The 23,852-nt window shown below is 42.0% G+C and carries 26 protein-coding genes and 1 tRNA gene; 14 read left to right on the plus strand and 13 right to left on the minus strand.

Annotation, left to right across the window (positions count from 1 at the left end):
- Positions 1 to 186 precede the first annotated feature (186 nt).
- The 3 genes from P2W73_RS19315 (at position 187) to P2W73_RS19325 (ending at position 2,372) form a co-directional block, all read left to right on the plus strand.
- Positions 187 to 1,218, plus strand: coding sequence for an isoaspartyl peptidase/L-asparaginase family protein (locus tag P2W73_RS19315; RefSeq protein ID WP_276503737.1), 1,032 nt, complete (start codon positions 187 to 189; stop codon positions 1,216 to 1,218).
- A gap of 61 nt (positions 1,219 to 1,279) precedes the next feature.
- Complete coding sequence (locus P2W73_RS19320) at positions 1,280 to 2,011, plus strand: copper homeostasis protein CutC (RefSeq protein WP_276503738.1); 732 nt, start codon at positions 1,280 to 1,282, stop codon at positions 2,009 to 2,011.
- A gap of 22 nt (positions 2,012 to 2,033) precedes the next feature.
- The gene (locus P2W73_RS19325; RefSeq protein ID WP_276503739.1) at positions 2,034 to 2,372 is read left to right on the plus strand and encodes a DMT family protein; all 339 of its coding nucleotides are present in this window, start codon (positions 2,034 to 2,036) and stop codon (positions 2,370 to 2,372) included.
- On the opposite strand, the gene P2W73_RS19330 is transcribed toward P2W73_RS19325, so the two are convergent.
- Complete coding sequence (locus P2W73_RS19330; RefSeq protein ID WP_276503740.1) at positions 2,369 to 2,680, minus strand: hypothetical protein; 312 nt, start codon at positions 2,678 to 2,680, stop codon at positions 2,369 to 2,371. The genes P2W73_RS19325 and P2W73_RS19330 overlap by 4 nt on opposite strands.
- Before the next feature lie 75 nt (positions 2,681 to 2,755).
- Between P2W73_RS19330 and P2W73_RS19335 the strand changes: the two genes are divergently transcribed.
- Complete coding sequence (locus P2W73_RS19335) at positions 2,756 to 3,340, plus strand: peroxiredoxin-like family protein (RefSeq protein WP_276503741.1); 585 nt, start codon at positions 2,756 to 2,758, stop codon at positions 3,338 to 3,340.
- Between the two features lie 11 nt (positions 3,341 to 3,351).
- Here the strand turns inward: P2W73_RS19335 and P2W73_RS19340 are convergent, their stop codons facing one another.
- Complete coding sequence (locus tag P2W73_RS19340) at positions 3,352 to 4,380, minus strand: WD40/YVTN/BNR-like repeat-containing protein (RefSeq protein WP_276503742.1); 1,029 nt, start codon at positions 4,378 to 4,380, stop codon at positions 3,352 to 3,354.
- A gap of 113 nt (positions 4,381 to 4,493) precedes the next feature.
- On the opposite strand from P2W73_RS19340, the gene P2W73_RS19345 reads away from it, so the two are divergent.
- A complete protein-coding gene (locus P2W73_RS19345; RefSeq protein WP_276503743.1) occupies positions 4,494 to 5,834 on the plus strand; it encodes a hypothetical protein in 1,341 nt (446 codons plus the stop codon).
- 55 nt (positions 5,835 to 5,889) lie between these two features.
- Here P2W73_RS19345 and P2W73_RS19350 read toward each other — a convergent pair whose 3' ends face one another.
- The 4 genes from P2W73_RS19350 to P2W73_RS19365 all read right to left on the minus strand — a co-directional run bounded on the left by P2W73_RS19350 (position 5,890) and on the right by P2W73_RS19365 (position 9,268).
- Positions 5,890 to 7,374, minus strand: coding sequence for an aminopeptidase P N-terminal domain-containing protein (locus P2W73_RS19350; protein ID WP_276503744.1), 1,485 nt, complete (start codon positions 7,372 to 7,374; stop codon positions 5,890 to 5,892).
- A 75-nt stretch (positions 7,375 to 7,449) separates the two neighbouring features.
- Positions 7,450 to 7,716, minus strand: a complete 267-nt coding sequence (locus P2W73_RS19355; RefSeq protein WP_276503745.1) for a hypothetical protein — start codon at positions 7,714 to 7,716, stop codon at positions 7,450 to 7,452.
- Between the two features lie 273 nt (positions 7,717 to 7,989).
- Positions 7,990 to 9,033, minus strand: a complete 1,044-nt coding sequence (locus P2W73_RS19360) for a linear amide C-N hydrolase (RefSeq protein WP_276503746.1) — start codon at positions 9,031 to 9,033, stop codon at positions 7,990 to 7,992.
- 79 nt (positions 9,034 to 9,112) lie between these two features.
- Positions 9,113 to 9,268, minus strand: coding sequence for a hypothetical protein (locus tag P2W73_RS19365; protein ID WP_276503747.1), 156 nt, complete (start codon positions 9,266 to 9,268; stop codon positions 9,113 to 9,115).
- Between the two features lie 469 nt (positions 9,269 to 9,737).
- Between P2W73_RS19365 and P2W73_RS19370 the strand changes: the two genes are divergently transcribed.
- The 6 genes from P2W73_RS19370 to P2W73_RS19395 all read left to right on the plus strand — a co-directional run bounded on the left by P2W73_RS19370 (position 9,738) and on the right by P2W73_RS19395 (position 14,445).
- Positions 9,738 to 9,811, plus strand: a tRNA-Lys gene (locus tag P2W73_RS19370).
- A 51-nt stretch (positions 9,812 to 9,862) separates the two neighbouring features.
- A complete protein-coding gene (locus P2W73_RS19375; RefSeq protein ID WP_276503748.1) occupies positions 9,863 to 10,513 on the plus strand; it encodes a YdcF family protein in 651 nt (216 codons plus the stop codon).
- 230 nt (positions 10,514 to 10,743) lie between these two features.
- Complete coding sequence (locus P2W73_RS19380; protein ID WP_276503749.1) at positions 10,744 to 11,490, plus strand: LpxL/LpxP family acyltransferase; 747 nt, start codon at positions 10,744 to 10,746, stop codon at positions 11,488 to 11,490.
- Between the two features lie 72 nt (positions 11,491 to 11,562).
- The gene (locus P2W73_RS19385; protein ID WP_276503750.1) at positions 11,563 to 12,027 is read left to right on the plus strand and encodes an SRPBCC family protein; all 465 of its coding nucleotides are present in this window, start codon (positions 11,563 to 11,565) and stop codon (positions 12,025 to 12,027) included.
- Between the two features lie 45 nt (positions 12,028 to 12,072).
- Positions 12,073 to 12,516 (plus strand): DinB family protein, encoded by a 444-nt coding sequence (locus P2W73_RS19390; RefSeq protein ID WP_276503751.1) that lies wholly within the window; start codon positions 12,073 to 12,075, stop codon positions 12,514 to 12,516.
- 231 nt (positions 12,517 to 12,747) lie between these two features.
- The gene (locus P2W73_RS19395) at positions 12,748 to 14,445 is read left to right on the plus strand and encodes an ArnT family glycosyltransferase (protein ID WP_276503752.1); all 1,698 of its coding nucleotides are present in this window, start codon (positions 12,748 to 12,750) and stop codon (positions 14,443 to 14,445) included.
- A 3-nt stretch (positions 14,446 to 14,448) separates the two neighbouring features.
- Here P2W73_RS19395 and P2W73_RS19400 read toward each other — a convergent pair whose 3' ends face one another.
- Positions 14,449 to 15,117: a hypothetical protein gene (locus P2W73_RS19400; RefSeq protein WP_276503753.1), complete on the minus strand. Its 669-nt coding sequence runs from the start codon at positions 15,115 to 15,117 to the stop codon at positions 14,449 to 14,451.
- 140 nt (positions 15,118 to 15,257) lie between these two features.
- On the opposite strand from P2W73_RS19400, the gene P2W73_RS19405 reads away from it, so the two are divergent.
- The 3 genes from P2W73_RS19405 to P2W73_RS19415 all read left to right on the plus strand — a co-directional run bounded on the left by P2W73_RS19405 (position 15,258) and on the right by P2W73_RS19415 (position 17,570).
- On the plus strand, positions 15,258 to 15,833 hold the full coding sequence (locus P2W73_RS19405) for a dihydrofolate reductase family protein (RefSeq protein ID WP_276503754.1): 576 nt from the start codon (positions 15,258 to 15,260) through the stop codon (positions 15,831 to 15,833).
- Positions 15,834 to 15,991: 158 nt separating this feature from the next.
- Positions 15,992 to 16,261 carry a hypothetical protein gene (locus P2W73_RS19410; protein ID WP_276503755.1) on the plus strand — a complete coding sequence of 90 codons (270 nt, stop codon included), beginning with the start codon at positions 15,992 to 15,994 and terminating at the stop codon, positions 16,259 to 16,261.
- A 79-nt stretch (positions 16,262 to 16,340) separates the two neighbouring features.
- Positions 16,341 to 17,570, plus strand: coding sequence for an MFS transporter (locus P2W73_RS19415; protein WP_276503756.1), 1,230 nt, complete (start codon positions 16,341 to 16,343; stop codon positions 17,568 to 17,570).
- Between the two features lie 33 nt (positions 17,571 to 17,603).
- Here the strand turns inward: P2W73_RS19415 and P2W73_RS19420 are convergent, their stop codons facing one another.
- From P2W73_RS19420 to P2W73_RS19445, 6 genes are all read right to left on the minus strand, one after another.
- On the minus strand, positions 17,604 to 18,077 hold the full coding sequence (locus tag P2W73_RS19420) for a pyridoxamine 5'-phosphate oxidase family protein (protein WP_276503757.1): 474 nt from the start codon (positions 18,075 to 18,077) through the stop codon (positions 17,604 to 17,606).
- Positions 18,078 to 18,309: 232 nt separating this feature from the next.
- A complete protein-coding gene (locus P2W73_RS19425; protein ID WP_276503758.1) occupies positions 18,310 to 19,503 on the minus strand; it encodes an MFS transporter in 1,194 nt (397 codons plus the stop codon).
- Between the two features lie 95 nt (positions 19,504 to 19,598).
- On the minus strand, positions 19,599 to 20,408 hold the full coding sequence (locus P2W73_RS19430) for a 3-keto-disaccharide hydrolase (RefSeq protein WP_276503759.1): 810 nt from the start codon (positions 20,406 to 20,408) through the stop codon (positions 19,599 to 19,601).
- Between the two features lie 146 nt (positions 20,409 to 20,554).
- Positions 20,555 to 21,118: a hypothetical protein gene (locus tag P2W73_RS19435; RefSeq protein WP_276503760.1), complete on the minus strand. Its 564-nt coding sequence runs from the start codon at positions 21,116 to 21,118 to the stop codon at positions 20,555 to 20,557.
- Positions 21,119 to 21,426: 308 nt separating this feature from the next.
- Positions 21,427 to 23,271 (minus strand): autotransporter outer membrane beta-barrel domain-containing protein, encoded by a 1,845-nt coding sequence (locus P2W73_RS19440; RefSeq protein WP_276503761.1) that lies wholly within the window; start codon positions 23,269 to 23,271, stop codon positions 21,427 to 21,429.
- A gap of 277 nt (positions 23,272 to 23,548) precedes the next feature.
- The coding region (locus P2W73_RS19445; RefSeq protein WP_276503762.1) for a hypothetical protein at positions 23,549 to 23,852 on the minus strand (304 nt) is incomplete at its 5' end.

The following is a 23,852-nucleotide window of genomic DNA, read 5'->3' on the forward strand; positions in this document are numbered from 1 at the left end:
TTTCAAAATTAAGTGCAAAATCATACAGTCTAATGTTTGAACATCAAGCAAATACCAACAGCAATGGCAGCAAAAAGTTTAGTCTTGTCATGTTTTCGCATTTTATTATATGGGATTAACTTTTTGCAACCAGATAAATTAATTCTGAGACTGAATCAGTTAATTTCGATGATTCAAAAATAAACAATGATTAACCGAAGAAAGTTTATATCCTCATCCGTATTAAGTTCAGCTGCCGTATTTGCCGGCAAATTTGTTTCGGGCCAGCAAAGCTATCGGGCCGTAAAAGGTAAGGCCATTGTTATTTCCACCTGGGATGCGGGCCTGGAAGCCAATAAAGCCGCCTGGAAAGTATTGGGAACAGGTGGCCGGGCCTTAGATGCAGTTGAACAGGGCGTGATGGTGACAGAAGCTTCGCAAAACTGTTGTGTTGGTTTGGGAGCTAACCCTGATAGGGATGGTTTTGTGACGTTGGACGCCAGTATTATGGACGAGTTTTATAATTGTGGTAGTGTGGCATTTTTAGAAAGAATCAAACATCCTATTTCTGTAGCAAGGCGGGTGATGGAAAAAACGCCGCATGTAATGTTGGTCGGAAGTGGCGCCCAGCAATTTGCCATCGCGGAGGGTTTCCCTTTGGAAGAACAGAAGCTATCTCCCGATGCACAAAAGACATATGAGAACTGGCTTCAGAAATCAGAGTACAAGCCTATTATTAATATTGAGAACAAAGGCAATCACGGTCCCTTTGCCCCGTCACGATTGGAATCAGGTGATTGGAATCATGATACTATTGGGATGGTAGCGATGGATACGAAAGGCAATTTAAGTGGAAGTTGTACCACCAGTGGAATGGGATTTAAAATGCGTGGCAGACTTGGTGACTCACCCATAATCGGTGCTGGTTTATTTGTGGATAATGAGGTGGGTGCTTGTACAGCAACCGGGCAAGGTGAAGATGTAATTCGTGTGGCCGGTTCTCATACCGTAGTAGAGTTGATGCGGCAGGGATTGTCTCCTGAAATGGCTTGTCGAAAAACGATTGAGCGAATTGTGAAGATCAAAGGGGATAAAGCGAAAGATATACAAGTAGCCTTCCTCGCTTTAAATAAAAAAGGGCAGGTAGGTTCCTTTGCAATTCATAAAGGATTTAGCTATGCAGTTAAATCGAACGAAATAGAAAAACTGGTGAATGCTAAAAGCTACTTCACAAAATAAATTTATCAATCAGGATTTTGCGACAGGCAGGATCAACGATATCAAAAAATAATTTTTCAAGTTGAAATATATCATTGAAATCGCCACCACTGATTTTTTGACAACACAAGCGGCTGTTGAAGGTGGAGCCGACAGGATTGAGCTTTGTGCTAACCTGGCGGAGGGAGGGACTACTCCTTCGTATGGACATATCAGGAAGTGCAGGGAAGCTTTTGATGTGCTGATCTATCCCATCATTCGACCCAGGGGTGGCGATTTTTTATTTACTGATGAAGAATTTGACATTATGCTGCAAGACGTGAAGCTATGCAAGCAACTGGGTTGCGATGGAGTAGTGATTGGTTTACTAAACCGTGATGGTAGTATCGACAAAAAAAGATCATCACAGTTGGTAGAGGCTGCATACCCCCTGGGTGTTACTTTTCACCGGGCCTTCGATCGTTGCCGTGATCCATTTGAGGCATTGGAAGAATTGATAAAGCTCGGTTGTGAAAGGATCCTGACATCCGGGCAAAAACCCGCTGCACCTGATGCCGCGGCATTGATTGCGCAGTTAAATAAAGCGGCGGATGATCGCATCATCATCATGCCAGGTAGTGGAGTGCGGAAGGAAAATATCAGGCAATTGGCAGAGCAGACAGGTTGTGTTGAATTTCATTCTTCGTTGCGCAGTAAATCAGCAAGCAAAATGGATTTTATTCATCCGTCGTTTGCTGGTTCAGATGAGGACTATACGAACAACGCCATTAATCCACAGGATGTGATCGATTTTCGAAATGCACTTGTTTCTTAATTAGTCTATTTCCCAAAAATATATGCGTACAATTCCATTGCTGGTGCTGTCAAATGTCTTTATGACTTTTGCGTGGTATTATCATTTAAAGCATCAAGGTTGGCCATTGTGGAAGGCGATTGTTATCAGTTGGTTCATCGCTTTTATTGAATATTGTTTGGCTGTACCAGCCAATCGGTTAGGGCACAACGGTGGTTTTAATCTTTTCCAGCTAAAAATTATACAGGAGATAATTACCCTTGCTGTATTCGGTTTCTTTGCGGTGCTTGTAATGAAAGAAGCATTTCACTGGCGATACCTGGTGAGCTTTGCTTTTTTACTGGGAGCTGTTTATTTTATGTTTACCAAAAGGTTTGGCTAATAATTATCACCCGGAGAATGATGAGCTGCTTTTGATCGTTGCCGCTGCCTGCGTATCAGGTCAGCTTTTACTTTATGTACGATAGAGCTACCAAGAAATAAAAGGCCTGCATTTAATGTAACTACTGAGATAACGGCCCAAATGACCCAATCCTTTTCATTCTGGATAGTGAGGCCCGCATATAAAATTGAACAAATGCCGGTGGTAGTGAATACGAGACCAACAAGCATGTTGATAATGAATTTTCGTTCCCGGTTAGTGGACATGGCAATGGATTTTGGTTTAAGCAAGCAATTTACCGACTGCATAGCATTTTGTTAATACTATACAGTTCTATTCCAATTTAAGGTAGATGTTTTTAGATTTGTTTCCTAATATTACACATGAAAAAAATATCTCTTTTATTCGCTACTCTTTTCTTGGGTTATATATTGTTTGGGCAAGAAGCTCCCGAAGGATTATTTCTTAACTCCCGTGCCCCGGATTTCAAAGCAAAGGACCAGAATGGAAATGATGTCAGGCTAAAAGATCTGTTGAAGAAAGGAAAAGTGGTGCTGGTTTTTTACCGGGGTGAATGGTGTCCTTATTGCAACAAAAATTTAAAGCGATTGGAGGATTCATTGCAATTGATCACGGCCAAGGGTGCAACTCTTGTGGCTGTTTCTCCGGAAAAACCTGAAAGCATTTCCAAAACCATCGAAAAAACAAAAGCTGAATACTCTATCCTTCATGACGAAGAATTAAAGATCATGAAAGCTTATGATGTGGAGTTTGAGGTTCCTGAAAATACGTTAAAACGCTACCGGAATGCCGGTATAAAAATCGACGAAGTGAATGGGAAGAATGGCAATTACCTGCCTGTGCCGGCGACATACATTATCGATAAAGAAGCAAATATCACTTATCGCTTTTTCAACCAGGATTATAAGAAGAGACCTTCAGTAAAAGAAATACTGGATCACCTGTAAAGGATCGCCGCTTATTTCCACTGCACTTTTCCAATTTTTCCATTATTGCCGGCCAGGAAAATAGCCGTACCTATTCTCGCAATGCGGCAAACATGAAAACCTTCTTTGCTGATCCATTTCCAGTTTTTGCCAGCGTCTTTGGAGTAGTCCACGCCGTTCAACCCGCAGGCCAGCACATCTTTTTTGGACAAAAATTCAACACTGCTTCGGTAGCCATGTGGTGGCCTAACCGGTGTCAGCCATTTTTTGCCGCCATTCAAAGAGTAAACACAGTTTTTATCGGTTATGGAGTCGGCGCTGAAATCGCCACCCACGATGATCATTCGCTGGCCGGGCTTATCGGGAATTCCTTCGTCGTAAATATCTATTGAATTGGCGCCAGTACTTTCTTTGCCTTGTATCAACGGGAGATCAGTAGCATTTGAGTTTGTGATCAATCTTGACCGCAATCCACCGCTGACAATAAAATAATCATCGTTTGAAAATAGTTTGATATTGCTACCGCTGGAAGCAAAAAAAGCTTCACCACTGTCGGCCACGGGCCTGTTAGCGTTTTCTTCAATCTCCGTCCAGGTATTGCCCGTGTCATTTGTTTTTGCAATGAATATTTTTCCGTTGATCGGGTCACCCACTACAATGCCCTCCCGGCTATTAGCAAAGTCCATTGCATCCAGGAACATTCCCTTTGTTTTATTTTCATAAACCACCCGCCAGCTTTCGCCACCATTATTGGTTTTTAAAATATACGCCGGATCAGCAATGCCCATGATGATTGCTATGTTGGCATCAAATGCTTCGATATCACGGAATTCAGTCTTTTCAAATCCATTTACCGTCATCCATTTCCAATTTTTGCCGCCATTTACACTCTTGCCAACCGTTCCATTGCTACCACTCACCCAAATGATATTGTCATTTACCACACTCAGGCCTCTTAAGCTTGTTTTGGTGCCCGATGTCAGTATTTCAATGGATGGTGACTGCGCAGATGTTTTGCCTACTATAAAAAGAAATAAAAAAAGGATGTTCAGTTTTTTCATATTTACCAGATGAGCTAACAAGATAAAAGGTTTCCCGGACTAATCATAGCCGGTTTAATTCAAAACAGCTGATGAAAATTTATTATTTTTAATTATCAATCAAACCCTGTTTTATGAAGAAATTTTTTCTGCTGCCCTTGATGCTCATAAGTGTGGTATTTTTTTATGCCTGCCAAAAAGAAAAGAGCTATGAGTCGGGTTCGCAACGATCTGCTGGCTCGCTGCAGGATGACCTGGCAGGTGAATGTTTACCAAAGACGGTGAATGGCGTTTATGAAGCAGGTACTGCACTCAATTCAGCCGACAATTATATCGATGTACAGATCAATGTAAGCCAGGTTGGTTCTTATACGGTGTTTACTGACACAGTGAATGGGAATTTCTTTCGGGCTACCGGAAATTTTGGAACTATAGGGCTCAACACTATCAGGTTATTGGGAAGTGGCACACCGGCGAATGCGGGTAACTTTTTCTATGAAGTGCAGTTCGATACTTCGGTATGCGTGGTGGCCATTACAGTTCTACCGCAGGGTGGTGGAGTGCCTGCTGTTTTTACATTGGCTGGGAATCCCGATGTTTGTTTGGATTATGTATTGGCCGGCAATTACGCTGTAGGTACTGCAATGACCGCTGCAAATACGGTTGCCATTAAAGTGAATGTCACGACAGCGGGTACATATGATTTAACTACGCAGACCAGCAACGGGATAACTTTCTCCGGGTCGGGAGTTTTGGCGACAGGGCAACAAACTATCACCTTAACTGCAAGCGGCACTCCTGCACAGGCAGGTAGTACCAATATTCCTGTTGATGCAGGTACTTCCACCTGCAGTTTCACCATCGATGTGACATCACAATTTGATTACTTCCCCCGCACTGCCAACAGCAACTGGAGTTATCAGTTTGATGACGATGCCAATGATTCGTTGTGGGTTCGGGCTAAAGCAGGGACCGTCGTATTGGATGGCAATGCCTATACAATTTTTGAAGCTACAGATAGTGCCGCTATTTTCAGTGATTACGGAGCTTACCGTAAATCGGGTGGCGATTATCATTCTTATCTGGTTTTCGAGGATGGCTCGGGTCTTGATTACATCATGTTAAAAGACAACGTACCGGCAAACACAACCTGGGAATCAGACTCAGTGGGTGTAGAGATAGACGTAAGCGGCATACCTGTAACAGCCTATATAAGATTGGTGCTTAAAATTGTTGATAAAGATATTTCTGTTACCGTTGGGGGCACTACCTACCCCAATACTATTGTTGTAACGGAAAAATATGAATATTTCACAGGCACGGGTTGGGCAGATTTAACGGACCAGGTCGGGTATTATAAATCTTACTATGCAAGAAATGTTGGCTTGATTAAGTTTGAATCGTATTACGAGGCGGGCAATGCCAACCCTCCATTAGAATACAAGCAGGATCTGCGACGATACCAGGTATTCTGATAATACAAAAGAGGATGTTGAAGCATCCTCTTTTGTAACAATTATGGTGTTGTAATTAAAAACCTTTTTTCTCCGCAGATTTCAACGGCGGTAATTTGAAATTATCCAATAAACTTTTTTGGGCGATCATTTTTTCAATATCCTCAATAGAGCGGGGTGCAAAACGGGAGAGAAGTTCATAACCGTTTTCGGTGATTAAAGCATCGTCTTCAATACGTACTGCAATACTCCACCATTTTTTATCACAGTTGCTTCCTTCGGGAATATAAATGCCGGGCTCAATGGTCATCACCATGTTCTTTTTCATCGTGCTGTAATTACCCCTGTCATGTACGTCAAGGCCGATATGATGGCCCAGGCCATGCGGATAGTATTTAGAGGTCTCTGATTTATCTTTTATGATACCCAATTTTATCAATCCTTCTGTAATGGTATTCCGGGCGGCTGTCTCAGCATCCTTCCATTTCGATCCGTTTTTCAGTGTTTTAAAAGCGGCTTCCTGTGCGTCATATACAATCTGGTAGATCAGTTTTTCTTCCGGGGAAAATTTGCCGCCGGAGGGGATAGTTCTTGTTACATCAGCCGTATATCCATGATACTCGGCACCTACGTCCATCAGCAATAGTGAATTGCCAACCCTGGTTTTCGTGTTTTCCATATAGTGCAGGATACAACCATTTTCACCGGCGCCGATAATTGAACCGTAACCAACGCCCTCTGCACCGTATTTTTTGTGTACATATTCATGCAGACCCTGTATTTCCAACTCACTCATGTCGGGACGCACGGCTTTCATCACTTCATTTTGCCCCTGGCAAGAGATTTCAACGGCTTTACGCAGCAGCGTCATTTCTTCCGGCGTTTTTATTTCACGCAAACCGGCTGTAAGCTGGTAATAGGCTTTAGTATCAAAACGTTTGTCTTTTGAGTAGTCGTCGGGTATAGCTGCTTTTTGTTTGAACTGTTGCAAAAGATCATACAGTTCTGCTTTATCCCAGCGGCTGTCCGATACATCATCCGGCAAGGGGGCGAAAAGTATTTTGTCAAACCTGGAAAAGTCAATAGCGAATTTTGAAAAGGCATCACCATTAAGAGCCATTGCAAAACCTAATTTTTCTTTGGCGCCTTCGGTACCGAGCCTTCTGCCTGTCCATTGCTCAGCTTGTGCATTTCTTTTTTGTACAAAAAGTACTTCATTGTATTTATTACCAGTAGAGTCAGTTTGTTCATCTTTAAACACCAACAGCATTGAATTAGGTTCCTTGTACCCGCTGAAATAATACATGTCAGGATTTTGATGATAGAAATAATCTACATCGTTCGAAAAGTTGCGGGTGGGGTAAGCAAAGATGACGGCTACCGAATTATCCGGCATGTTTTCCCGGAGAGCAGCCCTTCGACCTGCATGAAACTCCCTGGTCAGGTAATCTTTTGGTAAATCATCATCGGCATGTTGCATGGAAGGTTGCGCCAGGCAAAATGTACTGATCAGTAAGGCAGGAAGAAAAGCAGTAAGCCTTTTATAAAAAAAATGGGGCATAAAAAAGGTGATTAGTTGGACTAAAAATAATCCATACCAATCACCTGGAGAATAAAAATACATGAATGGTTTTACCTATTCGTCATCTTCCTCTTCATAATATGCATCTTCGCTGGTATAATGTTCTTCCCAGGCTTTTACCGCTTCATCACTCAAGCATTCGATGATATCGAATAAGTCCTCTTTTTTTAGCTTCCACTCAGTTAGCGTGGGATCTTCAAACCGTTGAACAAAAATGCAATGATCAGTTTCTACCGCAACCTTGATGAGAGTAATAGGCGAGTCTTCTTTTTCCCTGACCAGGTAATAACATCCGTTTTCCAATAAATCATACGTGTACATACTGCCTCCCTTTATTTTTATTTTCTTTTAAATCGTTCTTTAGCTCCAGTCGTTACCATCCAAATTGGATTAGCAATTAGCTCGACTCTTGCAGTTGATAATGGGAGAATTTTAAGAGGGGTTAGCGGGTGACCCAAAATTAGCAATTTGGGAGATTGGCAGGTTGAAATAATGAGGACGGGGATAAAATATTTTTATAAAAGATTCAATAATATGATTTTCAGTATATTGGGGAGGTTGTTTTAAATTTTTGCGAAACAAATATCAATCCCCTCATTTACAGGATATTGTAGTTGGATAGGCCAGTGTGGCTTCTTTTTGCTCTTTTGTCAGAACTATTTGGGGGCTACTTTGCTTGAGGGTATTCTCAAAGACCGAGCGATTTTTATCGTGGGAAAAATTAGTAAACAATGAATGAACAGCTCCCTTTTCAGGACGATTCATATCAAGCATTTTCGGGTTGCTATTGCAGGAGAAGTCGAAGTCAGCAAAGCTGAAGGAACGCAGTTGTTGAAATTGTTGTGTTTTAAAGAAGATGGATTTACTGCTGATATCGTACACGATACTCCATTTGGTATAGTTGCCCTGGGCTACTTTATCCAGTATTTTAAATGAATGGTCAACAAGCGATAGGTTACCGGGATTGGCTTTATATTCCTGTATCATATTACAAACCGTGGAGAATCGTTCCAGTGAATTGTTTCCCTTTGTTGCGCCACTGGAATAGCTGGAAACTGATGTTGAATAAGTATCATTGGTTAGCGCCGGCAGTGGCATGGACTGACCGGTATGTACTTCCATTTTCCCGTTGAGAAATTCTATAGATGCCGTGTGTCCGTTTGCATCAGCTATAAGATAATGGAGGGGCACATCTCCGGCTGCAATGCGAACCTGTTTATCACTCGCTATCACTTCTTCGATAGTGGAATGATTGTCGAGCTGATACTGTATCCATTGCAATACGCCGATAGCGGGACGCTCATCAGGCTTGGGGTAAGCAGTCCCATCCAGCCACATCAATTCGACCACGAGTCCTTTCTCGTTCATGCCACCGGTTGGAAACTCTTTGCCATATTGGTTGAAGGTAATGCTTCCATATTTCGAAATCCAACTGATGGTTTTTCCATTGTTTGTCGGGACCGAAGTTTTTGAAAGACCGCGGAGATTGGTGCAGACCATGCCGGAATCGGCCATCCAGTCATAGTTGCGGCCAAATACCATTTTACCATTGTAGTTGATAAAAAAAGTAGAGCAGGGTAGAACCGTGTTGCTGTAAATGATCAACAGCAGTAAAGCAATTATTTTTCTGGCAGACATAATGAACTCATATTAATTAAATACCGTTTCGGAGACTGAATCATCCAGCATACGAAACGGTATTTAAAGGGCGTTGGCATTAGCTAAACAAGCATCTCTTTTTGCATTCTTTTTTTACATCTTGTTTCTGCTGTTTTTCGATTGCTTGTTTTTCGCTTTTGCTGTTGTGCAGGCTTGCGTATGCAAATGCTGCCGCTCCGCCTGCCAGTGCCAGGGCTACAATGTATTTTTTCATAGCCTATATTTTTGTACTTAAAAGTTACGATGATTTTCGGAATGAGCCCCGGGTTTTAGACAAATGGTAAAATGTTTTGATGCTTGTCGCAGCTCAGGCAGAGGTGAAGGGTAGTATAAAGAGCCAACCAGTAGTCCACAAATGAGCTTCGAAGTGCATTGTCATTAAGTTAAGGTTTTTATTGCCTCGTCTTAAAAGACGAGGCACCATTGGCAATAAGAAACCGGGCTCTAGCCCAATATTGTATTGTTTGGCTAAAGCCAATACATAAATAAAATTCTTTATCACTCTCCTGAAGGGCAATGCAATTCAAAGATCAGTCCTTAACTTAATGACATTGCCCGAAGTGGCTTATTTTCTGATGGGGCCCGTCTATCTGGCATGAGATGATCTTCAGAAAAATAGAATACTTTTCCTCAAAATCCTTTTTCATCCTTATAATCGTGGTTCTATTTATATTTGCAGCCCCGACTCCCTAGCTCAGTTGGTTAGAGCTACTGACTCTTAATCAGTAGGTCCTGGGTTCGAGCCCCAGGGGGGTCACAAAGCTTCATCATCTGGTGAAGCTTTTATTTTATCGTCAAAGAAATGTTTATGATCATAGCCGAAACAATGAAGCTGGCGCAACAACTCTGGGACTATCATCTCATGAATCATACCCTTGCAAAAGCTGATTGCATCCTGGCGTTGGGTAGTCATGACTTGCGGGTGGCTGATCGGGCTGCAGAGTTATATTTAGCGGGTTGGTCGCCACTGGTAATAATGTCTGGGGGACTTGGCAATTTTACCCAAAACATGTGGACCGAAAAAGAGGCGGATCGTTTTGCAGCAGTCGCCATTCAAAAAGGTGTGCCGGCTGAAGCGATATTAGTAGAAAATCAATCCAGTAATACCGGTGAAAATATTTTATTTACTCAAAAACTGCTGCAGCAAAAGGGGGTCGATCCATATTCTTTTATCGTCGTGCAAAAACCTTACATGGAACGCAGAAGTTATGCAACGTTTAAAAAACATTGGCCTGAAAAACATCTTTTAGTCACCTCGCCGCAAGTGACTTTCGCCGAATATCCCAACGAAGAAATCCCAATGGAACGGGTGATCAATATCATGGTCGGTGACCTGCAGCGTATTAAACTATATCCTGCCAAAGGTTTTCAAATACACCAGGATATACCCGATGATGTATGGGAAGCTTATGAGCAACTTGTTGCCCTGGGATATGATAAGCATTTGGTGAAGGAATAGGTTGATCGGATGTCAAACAGGAGTTAATGATCAATAAATAATTCTTATATTTAGTTGCAAACCAAAGATCATGAAGATCGCATTAAGCAATGTGTTCTGCTTTCTTTTCAAGTGAAGGTTCGTCAATGTAGTACTATCAACCCTTGTTGGGTTTGTCCATCATCCTTTGTTACCCGATAAATGTTTGGCTAAGGAAATTTTGTAGCAGCTTTATTTAACTACGACAAATCTTGACCGGCAAACCGTTTTATTTAAGTTTGGTCACTCATGGTTGTGATGCTATTTCCTATATCAGTGCAGGGATTCATTATTTTTTTCTTGCCGCCAAAATTGTAAAATCACCGAATATTCCAGCTGCTCCAAACGAAACGTTTAAAAATATCCGCAATATCTGGTGCACCCGGATCACCAGGCGTGTGGTATCCGTTTTAGTAAGAAGTCCTTTGCGGAAAACTGTATTAAGTCTCGTTCATTTTACCAATAAGCTGCCTGCTGACAGAGGTTGTGTTATCGTCACCTGTCATACACCCTGGAAACGTTTGATCGTGCAATGGTGCCTGGATAACAAAATAGCCCTCATCATATCAAATGGAACCAGGACACAGCAAAAGCGAAGCATACAAAGACAAGCGGCAGGATTTTCTGACCTGAGAGATATTGTGAAATGGCTGCGGCAAAATGGCCGGGTGATCATAGCAGGCGATATTTTCAACAAGCTGGAAGATTGTCCTGTAAAATTTTTTGAAAATAATTGCAATGCTTCTTTGTTCCCGGTACGGTTGGCAAGGATAGCTAACGTGCCGCTGGTGACTGCCCTGCCTGTTCTTCGCAATGGCGTTGTTTATATCAATTATGGCCCGCAGTTTGACAATAGCCTGCAACAAATGGACGACCATCACATCATGCAACATCTTATCTCATTTTTTGAAGAGGAGATAAAAAGGGAACCAGGTATCTGTCCTGCGTTGGCTATGTAGTTATAGAATAAGCAAACAACAAACTCAAGCAAACATTATTTGTAACTTTCCTTCTGACAAAAAATCGCAATGATGAATGATCACGCAGAAAATTTTGCCAAAGCCGAAATGCTTATCCGCAAACCAATAGCAGAAGTTTTTGAAGCCTTTATCAATCCTGCGATTACTACAAGATTTTGGTTTACTAAAAGCAGTGGCAGGGTAGAAACTGGTAAAGACCTTGAATGGACATGGGAAATGTATAATTATAAGGCGCCCGTGAAAGTTTTAGCAGTGGAACCCAATAAACAAATCGTCATTGGGTGGGGCAACCGGGACGAGGCCACAAGGGTAGAATGGACATTTCAAAGCCTGGAAGCAGGAACTTTTGTGAGCATTATCAATAGCGGATTTAAAGGAAGCCAGGAGCAGGTCGTTGCACAGGTTCGTGATTCAACAGAAGGCTTCACTCTCGTTTTAGCCGGATTAAAAGCCTTATTGGAACATGCTATACAACTTAATCTTGTGGGTGACCGGTTTCCGCAAGGATTGACATAAAGCATCGTCGGGTAATTTAATTTTTCATTTAAGATCAGTAAAAAAATGAAACAATTTTTTAAAGAACTTTTTGCATACAGCCATCATTTTAATCAGCAACTGGTCACCGTTTTTACAGAGCGGACTGATAAGACTTCTGAAAAATCAGTGAAATGGTTCAATCATATTCTGAATGCCCACCTGGTATGGAACAACAGGATACTAAAGCAACCGGGTCCATTGAATAGCTGGGATATGCACGATGTGACGGAACTCAGGGAAATGGATCAGTTGAATTATAATACATCTTTACAGATACTGGACAATTTTGACCTGGATACAGCTATCAGCTACACTACTTTTAAAGGCGAGCCATTTACCAATACAGTAAGGGATATTTTATTTCATGTGGTAAATCATTCTACCTACCACCGAGGGCAGATAGCGGCGGATTTCAGGCAAACAGGATTAGAGCCGCTTACAACTGATTATATATTTTTCAAGCGATAAATTTGGGTGCAATCCAAATTTATCGCTGTATAAACAAGTAAGAATAAACCACGGGGAAAACTGAGAAGGCTCAAAGCTCATTGGGAAATCCCTGTCTGTGGTAAACTCTGTGAATCTCTGTGGTTAATGAGTGCGACAATTCGGAATGCACCCATAAATTTGCGGCAACAATATTTTATCCGTTAGTTTTAAACCCTGGCGCTTCTAAAGTGTTTTAGGTAGTCAACAACTATGCAACAAAAACTTTTCGCTTCGACAACAAAGGACAACAAGGTAGAATATGCCATTGGTTTTTTATGCCTGTTGGTTTATGGTGGTTCGCTTTTCTTTCCCTTACTCGATAAAGATGCGGCGCATCATGCCAATATTGCTTTGCACATGTATGAGACGGGTGATTATTTCAGCCTCGTTGACAGGGGTAGCGATTACCTGGATAAACCTCATCTTCTTTTTTGGACAACACTGGTTTTTTTTAAACTATTTGGCGTAACCACGATTGCTCATCGTTTGCCTGCAGTACTATTCGCCCTTGCTTCCGTTTACTGTACCTACCAGCTTACCAAACATCTTACCAATAAGGCAGTGGCACGGATTGCAGCCATTATACTGGCAACCGCCCAGGCATTTGTATTATCCGTGAACGATGCCCGCATGGAAACGCCGTTGACAACAGGGATGATCTTTGGCTTATGGCAATTGATACTTTATATTGATAAAGATAAATTCACTAACCTGGTACTCGGAGCGGTTGGTATCGCTATCGCTTTTTCAACCAAGGGCTGGTTAGGTCCCGCGGTAGTGTTTATTGCTCTCTTTTTCTATATACTGCTTAATAAAAAGTGGGCGGTGTTGGCAAAGGCCAAAACATGGCTGTTTATCCCTTTCTTCTTTTTATTCATCAGTCCCGTGCTGTATGGTTATTACCTGCAATATGATCTGCATCCGGACAAAGTCATACGAGGACGGGATCATATTTCGGGCGTCGAATTCATTTTGTGGGAGCAGCTTTTTGAACGATACAAAGGGTTTGATAAAAAGCGATACAGCGATCCTTTCTTTTTATACCATACATTCATGTGGGCTTTTCTGCCCTGGTGTATTGCCGGATACATGGCGTTGTTTTATTGGCTGCGCCGTATGTTTTGGTTAAAAAAATGGAAACACCCGGTCAGTTTTGCAGCACTGGCATTTGGGTTCATTTTGGTGACATTATCGTTTTCAAAATTTAAAATGCCGCATTACCTGATCATGCTGTTTCCGATGGCCGCGGTTTTTACAGCACCTTATCTTTGGCACGTATTACAATTTCGCAAGGGGATAAAACTGTTTTCCATATTGCAATACTTTTTGGTGGTCGTTATAATCCTGCTGGCATTTGCCCTCAATTATTATTTTTTTAAACCGGTAAATTGGTTGTTGTGGTTAATGGGTCCGTTGTTGCTGGGTCTTATTATTTTTATCTGGGCTAATAAACGGGTTTCAAAAGGCACAAAGATCATTGCTGTAAGCGCCGCTGCTTCTTTGCTGTTTAATTTCCTGCTCAATTATAATTTCTTTCCGCAACTATTGAAATACCAGGCGGGCAATGAAATGGTGAAAATGATAAAGGAAAAGAAGATTGACATTCCTGAAAAGGATATTGTAGTGATCGAACCGAATGCTCACAGTTTTGATTTTTACAGGGGACACAATCACTTGCAGCTGCCGGCAGAAGAGTTTGAACAAAGCTACCCGCCATTAAAAGACAAATATTTTCTTATCACAAGAGCTCACAGGGATGAATTGGTTCAGCGGGGCTACCGGGTGGAGCAGGTTGTGAGTCATGCTGATTACAATGTGGCCAAAGTAAGCCTGAAATTTTTAAGACCTGAAACCCGTGCCGCAAGATTGGATACCCTGATGCTTGTGAAGATTCACCGGAATAACTAAACATTACCCAACAAAAATTTCTTCGTTTTTGGGGTATAAGATGATAAGGAAAACCAATAGAGCGCCGCAGCATTCCAGCAGCTCAGCGTTTTTTCCATCCCGGATTAGTGATGTCAATATGAATATCAAAGCAAAACCGGTGACCTGGTATAACCGGGGGATTGGAACACCGGAGGCGTCAAGAAATTTTCTGACTACATGACTTTTTTGATAGAGAATGGGCACGATGACCAGGTAAATTCCCAACGCAACCACTAACAATATCGAAAACACCAGTTTGTTAAGCTTTACACCACTTACGACGAGATTGTGGAGATTGGTTTCTTGCTGTGCATTGTGGGTTTCAAAATATTCAGGTGTTTTAAGACCCAGGATGCGCTGCCCCCAACTGATCTCTTCGCCGGCAGAAAAGAACAGGAAAAGCCCCAGGCAAAAAGTTACAAACAAAAACCATTTTGATTTTTTATTCCACAGTTTTAGAAGGCGGGAAAAACTAATATATGATCCGGCAATCAAACCGGCTACCGTTAACCATTCAACAATGCCATCCTCCTGCACGTACCGTTCAAAGCCGGCCAGGTTGTTATAAAAAAGAAAAAAACCTGCTGCAATAATGAGTATGCAACCAGTTACAACGATTTTTTCTATGACAGTCAGTTTCAATTTTGCCATTCGGCGCTATTTAGTGTATCAAATAATATATGGGCAGGCAATTTATGAAAGAAAATCCTGTTGCGTAAGATTGCCGTTCCCGAATAACAAAGTATTTGTAATTTAGTTTTTGCGCTTCCATAAAATTTCAAGCTACACCCATGCGGAATCTCATTTTATTTATGCATGTTTCATTGGATGGCTTTGTTGGCGGGCCAGCCGGTGAAATGGATTGGATAAAAGTAGACGAAGAGATTTTTGATTTTGGCGGCAAGTTTACGGACGATGCTGATGCGGCCCTGTATGGCAAAAACACCTGGCAGATGATGGAAAGTTATTGGCCTGATGCAGCGAAAAACCCGGCAGCGACGAGGCATGATATACAGCATTCAAATTGGTATAATGCGGTTACCAAAATAGTTCTCTCTACTACCATGAATGCGATAGACCGGCCGAAGACAATTGTTATTAATAACAATTTCTCGCAGCAAATAAAGGAGATCAAAGGACAGCCCGGTAAAAATATTCATATATATGGAAGCCCGACAGTGGTTCATTCTTTAGATCAGGAAAATTTGATTGACGAGTATTGGCTGTTCGTCAATCCCGTTATCCTGGGAGCCGGTATTCCCTTGTTTGACCGATCAAATCGCAGGAAAGAGCTTGAGTTATTAACCACAAAGGAATTTTCCGCTGGCGTAGTGGCCTTGCAATACCGGCCTAAATTTGAAAAGTAAAGAAAGTAACTGCAAAAAAATTAGCTCCGGTACTGATAACAAACGTCTTCTGATCCGCTATCAAAATGATGTTTATATTAAGTGTATGGAATAATTTTTGAACAACAAATACAAGACTATCTTTAATTCAGCATTTCAGCATTTAAAAAGGAAAAATTATGAAAACGCAAAACATGATTTTTTCCACAAAACGGGGTCATGATGAAATAATTTCTTTAAGCCATCGGGATAACTTAAAGCATCCTGCAAAAGCACATCATCTTTCTTCTTTTGGCTTATTGAACAGGAATGGATTAGAAATAGCAACGGGTATCAGTCTGCCGGAGCTTGTCGAAGAAAAAACTATACCTTATACTGAGTTTTCTGACTGGCTGCCATTGCAGGAGCAATGGGGGTATATTCCGATGCGAAAATTTGATTTTTGGTGATCCGGTAAATGGTAACTGCAGCACGGTGGTTAATTTATCTTAGCCCCACAGGGTTACTTATAACCTTTAAAACCGGCATATGCCGGTTTTAATTTTCTGCTTTCTTCATACCTTCCTGTTGATGAAATATATTTCCCGTACTGTTTGGATTTTATCACTGGTGAGCTTATTTACCGATACAGCCAGTGAAATGCTCTACCCGGTAATGCCCATTTATTTAAAGACGATTGGTTTTTCGATTGTGCTGATCGGGATATTAGAAGGAGTAGCTGAAGCTACAGCGGGCTTAAGTAAAGGATATTTTGGACAACTGTCCGATAATACAGGAAAGCGGGTTCCCTTTGTGCAACTTGGCTATGCTTTCAGTGCGATATCAAAGCCGATGATGGCTGTTTTCATTTATCCGCTCTGGATTTTCTTTGCAAGAACGATTGACCGGTTTGGAAAGGGAATACGAACGGGGGCAAGGGATGCGATATTATCGGATGAGGCGACACCGCAAACAAAAGGGAATATCTTTGGGTTTCATCGCTCAATGGATACATTGGGCGCAGTATTGGGGCCAGCCCTTGCGTTAGTCTATCTTTATTTTTATCCCGGCAACTATAAAACACTTTTCTATATAGCCTTTATCCCGGGGCTGCTGGCACTTGGTACTTCATTTCTTTTAAAAGAAAAAAGAAAAACGTTTCAGCCACCCAAACAAAAAACTTCATTTTTATCGTTTCTTTCTTATTGGAAAACGAGCCCACTTATTTACCGGAAAGTAGTGACAGGCTTGTTGCTATTTACCTTATTTAATAGTTCAGATGCTTTTTTGTTGTTGAAGGCAAAGCAGGCGGGATTGAGCGATGGCTGGGTGATCGGGGTATACATATTTTATAATCTGGTATATGCATTGTCAGCTTTTCCTGCCGGCATTATTGCAGACAAAATAGGCTTACGAAAAACTTTTATAGCAGGACTTATTTTGTTTTCGGTGGTTTACTTTGGCATGAGCGTCAGCCAGCATAGGTATTTAATTATAGGTTTGTTTATGTTGTATGGATTATATGCCGCTGCTACCGAAGGTGTTTTCAAAGCATGGATTAGCAATATCACTGATAAAAAAGATACAGCCACTGCCATTGGAACATTTTCTGCTTTTCAAAGTATCTGCACCATGCTCGCCAGTTCAATTGCCGGCCTGATCTGGTTTCAATTTGGAGCAGCGGTCACTTTTTTTGTGACAGCCATGATAACACTCTCGGTTGTTTTCTATTTTTTATTTTTTGTAAAGCCGGTTGAACGGGTTGTTGCTGCAGTATGAGTTTTGAAAAATAGTTGTCGGCAAATGCAAGATTTACGTTGCAAAAAATTTACCCTGCGGGCTTTTTTCAAAGCGGCCTGTTTTCTCTGTTAGTTTTATCCTGAAAAATACTCCTTTAATGGCTTCGGCATCTGCCGCCGGAAAGGGCCATTGTGGTGACAAGTGCATTGTTTCACTGCTAAGAATAGGCAGCACTCTTTCTTCCAATTTTTTTAGTGCCTGGTAACGTTCGGTATCATCATTCAGTTCTTCGTATACACCCCAACCGATCACAGACTGCCAGTTAGCTAAATTTTTCAGGTTATCAACCTCGAAACAAACATGCGGATTTTTTCGCATGGCGAATATTTTCATTCCTTCCAGTGCGTGGCCGTAGATGTAGGTGCCATCGTAGGCATAGCTGATTGGCACCACGTAGATTTTGTCGTCAGCCTGGCAGCCAATGCGGCCGACCATCTGTTGATGAAGCAAGACTTCTATGCCTTCGGTGCTTAATTTTCCAAACATAAAAAGCTATTTACCCAAAGAAAGTATAAACAGGCCAACTGCAAAATGATTCCCGTCAATGATGTTATTGACACGTATCAGTTTCCCGGGTTTGGATGAATGAATGGCGAAAGCCAGTAGTTGCGGTGCAGATTGAATAAACAGGCTTTGAATTCACTACATGTGCAGGCAAGCCTTTGTTATCATCTTTATTAAATATCTATCGGGCATACCTTGACGTCAATAAGATTTGCTAGGGGATTATCTGTCGCTTATCTTTTTTAAGTAGGCGGTATAAATATCCTAAACCAATTACCGGACCGATTGCGAGCAATGGGAGAAAAATGGTAAATGTATTGGGACGCTCTGCCAGGAAAAACTGCATTAGCTGGATGCTAAAAATTGTAATGGCAAAGCCAATGCAAATGACAATGGTAATGCCTGTTCCCTTGTAAGCAGGCTCGGCTGTTTGTGCAGTCAGGGCAGAAAACTGGGGTGAATCCGCGATAACGGCAATTCCCCATAGTAAGAGTAATAGCAGGAATAATGGTGGCGGCAGGTAAAAGAAAAACGGCGAACAAAGACAACAAAGGCCGGAACAAATCAACGCATAAAATGCCACTCTAGCACTTCCGATCTTTTGTGACCAGTGTCCCCCCGCAACACAGGCGATGCTGCCAATGCCAATAGTAACAAATGCCCAGAAAGGCACATTGATCGCCAACCGATTTTGTTCGGCATAGATTTTCAACATGACAGGAACAAAAGCCCAAAACGCATATAGTTCCCACATATGACCAAAGTATCCAAAAGCAGCGGATCGAAAATCTGCAGACCGGAAAACATGTATGATGGCGCTGGGCTGCAGGCGACTGCCTGCTTTACGATAAGGGCCATCTGGCACCAGGAGGAGAATCAATAAACCACCGCTTATCGCAAAAGCCGAAGTAAAATATAAAACCTGTTGCCAGGGTAGCGCATAAACAGAAGTGAGCAGGTAGGGGAAGGCTTTACCCAACACCAGTGCGCCAACAAGATAACCAAGAGCTTTGCCTAATCCTTTCTCGTACCAGTCGGCTGCTATTTTCATACCTACCGGGTAAATGCCCGCCAGGAAAAAGCCCGTCACAAAACGTAAACAAAGTAAGATCAATCCATCTTTTGCAAATGCAACAACCGCCAGGTTTGCAATGGCTGCGATTACCGAAGAAATAAAAAAGATTGCTGATGGCCTGTACCTGTCCGTGATCGTCAGAAAAGCAAATACGAGAGTGCCGCTGATAAACCCAAATTGCACCGCCGAAGTAATATTGCCGATATTATAGTCACCATTTCCTATTTCACGTTGGATATCGGGAAGAATGGCATTACCGGCAAACCATAACGATGTTCCGGCAAACTGCGAAAGGATGATGAGTGGAAGAATGTATCGTGGCTGTTTCTTCAAGCAGCAGGGCTTATGCTGTAAAAATAGGGACTTGCTGCAGTAAATTATTTTTTCTGCTAAATAAGCGAAGTAGAAATGACTCGCAATAGGATCGTTTATTTCTTTTTGTATTGCGATGAAAGATCCATGATCCGGATATTTCTGAAATCGATCTCCTGGCCTTCACTTTGCAGCGCAATAAAACCACTGGTCAATAGTTTACCATCCACTTTTATGGCAGGATCGTAACGGTTGGCAACACCGCCGCCAATCTGTGGTTTGGAATATTGCAGCACGGTGTCACCATTGATGATATGCGTGACAAGCGAATCGCCCAATACAATCAATTCGGCACTTACCCATTGTTCGCCTTCATAGGTTTTGGAGCTGGAGTTGATACAGTGTGATGGAACAATCTGGCCCCTTTGTACCACTTCTGTTCCGGGGGAGCACATATTGCCGGTTGATCTTGGTTTGCCATCACCTAAGCCGCCGAGAAACTGCATTTCCACTGAAATGGGCCAGTCCTGTTCCTTCGGCATGGTGTGGGGATCCTGCGAATGAAACATGACACCGCTATTGAGCAGGGTATAAGAAGGCGCTGTTTTCATCCATTGGCCAACAAAACGGTAGTCAAGCTTTAAATGATAGTAGGAGTAGGGTGTATTATAATAAAGATGACCAAACTGGTCATTGAAATTACCATACTGATCATAACGTACTTTGATGATGCCGTCTTCCACCCGGAAAGTATTTGCAAAATTTTCACCCACTTCGTGATGGTGGATCTTCACTGTCCAGTCGTTGATGTCTTTACCATTAAACAGGGAAACCCATTGGCCGGTTGTTTTATTAGCGATTTTTCGATTGCAACTAAGGATAAGTATGGCTGAAATAAAAAAGATAAAGATCAATCGTGGCTGCATAGAATGATAATTGTAAAATTATTTTTCAAATTACGGGAAAAGGATGAGGTAGCGATCTTGCCGTGAAAATTATATTGTCTTGTCGCTTGTAGTTTCTTTGCTGGTGTAATGATGGTGGGAAACACCAGCGACGATGTACAAATTAGTTAGTAAAACAAAATTTGTTTTTCGTTGCTTGTAATCTTTAAAATCTCTACGGAATGTGGAGCCAATTCCAGAATTAGCGGGCCATTATTTGAAATCATGTAAAAATATTCCTTTGAGACAGCGAGCTGCTGTTTTTTAAAGATGGGAGTCGTGATATAGTATTTGTTAAGAAATCCCATATCCGTCTTTTCGGGATTAACATATACAAGCAGTTTTTTGTTTCCTTTTATATCCCTTATAAGGGGTGCTGCAGTTTGTAAAAAATATCGGATAAAAAAGCCAGTAAGTAGCAAAAACAGAAATCCGCAAAAATATGGGGCGGCTATGTTAAAATTGGATATGTCGTCCTCTGTAATCTCATGTTTTGAATAGGGATATTGTTCCCTGTAAACTACGGCCGGACCAGAGAAAAAAACATAGGCTATTATCAGTGCAAGAGGAACGTAAGAAATGGACAGGTATTTAAGTTGTTTGTTTCTTTTAGCGATAAGTTTTGTTTTATCTGATGCTGATAAAGGTTGTTCTTCTGTTTTGATTATTCTTTCCTGAATAAGTTTTCTCATCTTACAAAATATAAAACTCTTTTACGCCACTGATAGTGTCCGGTGGTGCACATTTTCAAATTTAGCTCTATACACTAACAACCGAACTCTGAACAGTTCATTATTGTCAAAGGCCGTCTTCAATTCAGTTGTTGGTGTATGTCGTTTACAGCAATAAGTTATTCAAAACAGAAACACCAACGGCGTAAATGCCTATACAATCTTAAAAGAAAACCGGTTTCGATCAGCAACCGGGTCACTTTTGAACATCCCGTGAAAAAAACTGCCGCGAATAATAACAACGTTAATAAGCTCTGATGGTTTTATTGCTAATTCTGTATTGGCAAATCAAACACCCCTTCGGTAATGTTCATGGTTTTTGTGCTGCCCTGTAATAAATCGGTGAGCTTACCACTAAAAGTTCCCTTCACCCTGGTGGCGGTTACACTGGTAATAACAATGGTAAAAGGCGGATTGGTCGTAAGCGGAGGCAGGGAGCTGGAGGTATTCCAGATCGTTACAGATTGGTCGGCATTTACTTTGTGATAATCTATCTCAATCCGGTATCCGTTTGCAGCAAGAAAACCATCCACATTGTAGGTTCCGGGAGTTACAGCGGAGCCGTTGTTTTTGTCAATGAATATTTGAAATTCGGGTACTTCGGCTCCATTGGGAGCGTCGGTAAAGCCATCTAAAAACAGGCGGGGTACCGGCGGAGTAAAAAGGTCGTCCAGTGTTTCTGCGTGGGCCCCGTCGGTAAAAGTAGTTAGCACACCATCAATTTTACATTGGTAAATACCGGTGCTCGCCGGAGCCGCAGCTACGGTTACAGTAAAGGAGCAACCGCTGTTGGTTATAGTAAATGTATTGGCACCTGCCGTGGTAGGCGTGCCGGTTCCATTCAATAGTATAGTTTGAAGACCGGTATTCGTAAATATCCCGGTTTTGGAAAATGTCATACCGCCAACAGTATTGGATGTAATGCTGTAGGCTCCTGTTGCAGTTACATTTGCCTGTACCGATACGGTGTTAGCACTTGCTAAGGGTGTAGTGGCAGTATAGGTTCCATTCACGATGGCATTGGTACAGGCGCCCGGGGCACCGGCCATGGTATAAACAGCCGGCCCTGCTACTTTAACGGTGAACGTACAGGAAGAAGAGCCCACCTTGGGTGTAATAACCTGGTCGCCGCTGCTGCCGGGTGTACCACTTCCCTCCAATACCACATTTTGAACGCCTGTTGAAGTGAATGATCCGGATTTGGAAAATGTCATTCCGGCTACCGTGTTAGTCGAAAGCGTGTAGGAGCCAATAGTTGTTACATTCACCTGCACTGTTACTGTATTAGCGGCTGTCAATGGTTTGTTCAATTCATACGTTCCATTAACCACAGCATTGCTACAGGCGGAAGGGGCGCCGGCCATAGTATAAACTGCCGGTCCTGTAACATCAACTGTGAAGGTACAGGATGAAGTGCCTATCTGTGGTGTAAGCACGTTTGCCCCCGCTTTAGTTGGCGTGCCACTTCCATTTAATACTACAGTTTGAACGCCTGTTGCAGTAAAGCTTCCGGATTTGGAAAAGGTCATTCCTTCAACCGTATTGGTCGTCAGGGTATAAGTACCAATGCTGGTAACGTTTACCTGTATGCTCACCGTGTTGGCACTGGTTAATGGGACATTGATGCCATAAACACCGTTTACGGTAGCGTTGCTGCAAGCGCCGTTAGTACTTGCCATGGTATACACAGCTGGCGCCGGGACACTCACAGTGATGGAGAAGGGACATCCGGCAACCCCGGCCGAACTGGGAGTAAACAGATCGTCGCCCTCAGCGCCTGGTGTTCCGCTTCCTTTCAATATAATGGTTTGAGTACCTGTGCTGGTAAAACTGCCCGTTGCCGAAAAGCTGTAGCCATTGGCCGAATTGGTAGTAACAGAATAGGTACCTGTTTTAGTAACTATTACTGGTATGGCGACGGTATTGTCTGCCGTTAAGGCGGTGGCAGATGCGTAGTAGCCGGAAATTGTTGGCGTCTGACATGCACCGGGAGCGCCGGCAAATGTAAAATCAGCTACCAGGGAAGGGGACGGATTATCAGTTTCTATTGAATATTCCTTTTGACAGGAAACAAAAAAACAAAAGCAGAAAAGGGAAAATATAAGCAGTCTCATAGTGGTGGTTTAAAAAAATTTTACGAATATATGTATTTAAATCTGGGAAATTAAATGGTTTAGGCAGAACGGGAAACCGTGGGGTTTAAGTAAGGGTTTTTCTTATATCAATATCTTTGGGAGGCTTTGAACTTTAGGAGTGCATGGAATGATAAACACTTCATTACTATCTGAAGCCGTCTTCAATTCGGTTGTTGGTGTGGGCCGATTACAGCAGTAAGGTATTCAAAACAGAAACACCAACAACGGCGTAGAATGATAATTGTAAAAATATTTTTCAAATTACGGGAAAAGTGATCTTGCCTTGAAAATTATATTGTCTGTTACTTGTGACTTCTTTGCTGTGTGTTGTTGGTGTTTGGGCTATGTAAATTTTCAAATTTAGTTCTATACTATACACCAACAACCGAACTATGAACACTTCATTTACTATCAGAAGCCTTCTCCAACTCGGTTGTTGTACTAAACCTTCGGTAGTTTGTGAAGCCTCTGATAAAGTCAGAGGCTTTTGTTTTGCAAGATTATTCATTGTAAAAATATTCAAATGCAAAACAAACAAACTACCGGCCTGCGTTGCAAGG

This window comes from Terrimonas pollutisoli, from assembly GCF_029360765.1.
GTDB classification, from domain to species: domain Bacteria; phylum Bacteroidota; class Bacteroidia; order Chitinophagales; family Chitinophagaceae; genus Terrimonas_B; species Terrimonas_B pollutisoli.

Coding starts and splice junctions, on each gene's coding strand:
- P2W73_RS19315 (WP_276503737.1), top strand. CDS start 187: ATGATTAACCGAAGAAAGTTTATATCCTCATCCGTATTAAGTTCAGCT.
- P2W73_RS19325 (WP_276503739.1), top strand. CDS start 2,034: ATGCGTACAATTCCATTGCTGGTGCTGTCAAATGTCTTTATGACTTTT.
- P2W73_RS19330 (WP_276503740.1), bottom strand. CDS start 2,680: ATGCAGTCGGTAAATTGCTTGCTTAAACCAAAATCCATTGCCATGTCC.
- P2W73_RS19335 (WP_276503741.1), top strand. CDS start 2,756: ATGAAAAAAATATCTCTTTTATTCGCTACTCTTTTCTTGGGTTATATA.
- P2W73_RS19340 (WP_276503742.1), bottom strand. CDS start 4,380: ATGAAAAAACTGAACATCCTTTTTTTATTTCTTTTTATAGTAGGCAAA.
- P2W73_RS19345 (WP_276503743.1), top strand. CDS start 4,494: ATGAAGAAATTTTTTCTGCTGCCCTTGATGCTCATAAGTGTGGTATTT.
- P2W73_RS19350 (WP_276503744.1), bottom strand. CDS start 7,374: ATGCCCCATTTTTTTTATAAAAGGCTTACTGCTTTTCTTCCTGCCTTA.
- P2W73_RS19355 (WP_276503745.1), bottom strand. CDS start 7,716: ATGTACACGTATGATTTATTGGAAAACGGATGTTATTACCTGGTCAGG.
- P2W73_RS19360 (WP_276503746.1), bottom strand. CDS start 9,033: ATGTCTGCCAGAAAAATAATTGCTTTACTGCTGTTGATCATTTACAGC.
- P2W73_RS19365 (WP_276503747.1), bottom strand. CDS start 9,268: ATGAAAAAATACATTGTAGCCCTGGCACTGGCAGGCGGAGCGGCAGCA.
- P2W73_RS19375 (WP_276503748.1), top strand. CDS start 9,863: ATGATCATAGCCGAAACAATGAAGCTGGCGCAACAACTCTGGGACTAT.
- P2W73_RS19385 (WP_276503750.1), top strand. CDS start 11,563: ATGAATGATCACGCAGAAAATTTTGCCAAAGCCGAAATGCTTATCCGC.
- P2W73_RS19390 (WP_276503751.1), top strand. CDS start 12,073: ATGAAACAATTTTTTAAAGAACTTTTTGCATACAGCCATCATTTTAAT.
- P2W73_RS19395 (WP_276503752.1), top strand. CDS start 12,748: ATGCAACAAAAACTTTTCGCTTCGACAACAAAGGACAACAAGGTAGAA.
- P2W73_RS19400 (WP_276503753.1), bottom strand. CDS start 15,117: ATGGCAAAATTGAAACTGACTGTCATAGAAAAAATCGTTGTAACTGGT.
- P2W73_RS19405 (WP_276503754.1), top strand. CDS start 15,258: ATGCGGAATCTCATTTTATTTATGCATGTTTCATTGGATGGCTTTGTT.
- P2W73_RS19410 (WP_276503755.1), top strand. CDS start 15,992: ATGAAAACGCAAAACATGATTTTTTCCACAAAACGGGGTCATGATGAA.
- P2W73_RS19415 (WP_276503756.1), top strand. CDS start 16,341: ATGCCGGTTTTAATTTTCTGCTTTCTTCATACCTTCCTGTTGATGAAA.
- P2W73_RS19420 (WP_276503757.1), bottom strand. CDS start 18,077: ATGTTTGGAAAATTAAGCACCGAAGGCATAGAAGTCTTGCTTCATCAA.
- P2W73_RS19430 (WP_276503759.1), bottom strand. CDS start 20,408: ATGCAGCCACGATTGATCTTTATCTTTTTTATTTCAGCCATACTTATC.
- P2W73_RS19435 (WP_276503760.1), bottom strand. CDS start 21,118: ATGAGAAAACTTATTCAGGAAAGAATAATCAAAACAGAAGAACAACCT.
- P2W73_RS19440 (WP_276503761.1), bottom strand. CDS start 23,271: ATGAGACTGCTTATATTTTCCCTTTTCTGCTTTTGTTTTTTTGTTTCC.